The sequence below is a fragment of the Falsiroseomonas sp. E2-1-a20 genome, from assembly GCF_051433195.1.
GTDB lineage: Bacteria > Pseudomonadota > Alphaproteobacteria > Acetobacterales > Acetobacteraceae > Falsiroseomonas.
This window is the reverse complement of sequence record NZ_JBHMFT010000198.1, coordinates 1-515: the sequence shown is the minus strand read 5'-3', so window position 1 is coordinate 515 and position 515 is coordinate 1. Positions and strand designations below refer to the sequence as shown.

The following is a 515-nucleotide window of genomic DNA, read 5'->3' as shown; positions in this document are numbered from 1 at the left end:
GGGTTCGACGGCTTCGTCGAGGGGCTGTGCGCGGCGCAGTATGCGGCGCGGCGTGGCCGGCCATCGCTGCCGCCGGGGCGCTACTTCCGGATGCTGTTGGTCGGCTACTTCGAGGGCATCGACAGCGAGCGCGGGCTGGAATGGCGCTGCGCCGACAGCCTGTCGCTGCGCGATTTCCTCCGCCTCGGCGAGCGCGAGCGGGTGCCCGACCATTCCTGGCTGAGCCGCACGCGCTCGCGGCTGCCGCTCGAGGCGCACGATGCGGTCTTCACCTGGGTACTGCAGCGCCTGGCCGAGCGTGGCCTGGTAAAGGGCGAGCGCATCGGCGTCGACGCCTCGACGATGGAGGCCAACGCGGCGCTGCGGGCCATCGTCCGGCGCGGCAGCGGCGAGGGCTACCGCGAGATGCTCACCCGCATGGCCCGCGAGAGCGGCATTGAGACGCCGACGGCCGACGACCTCGTCCGGCTGGATCGCGCCCGCAAGGGCAAGAAGCTGTCCAACGCCGATTGGGA

1 protein-coding gene is annotated in these 515 nt (G+C 72.0%); it reads left to right on the top strand.

Features of this window, described 5'->3' with window-relative positions:
• Positions 1 to 515: transposase (locus ACFHPP_RS31350; RefSeq protein ID WP_437167131.1), on the top strand; the 515-nt coding region annotated here is incomplete at both ends.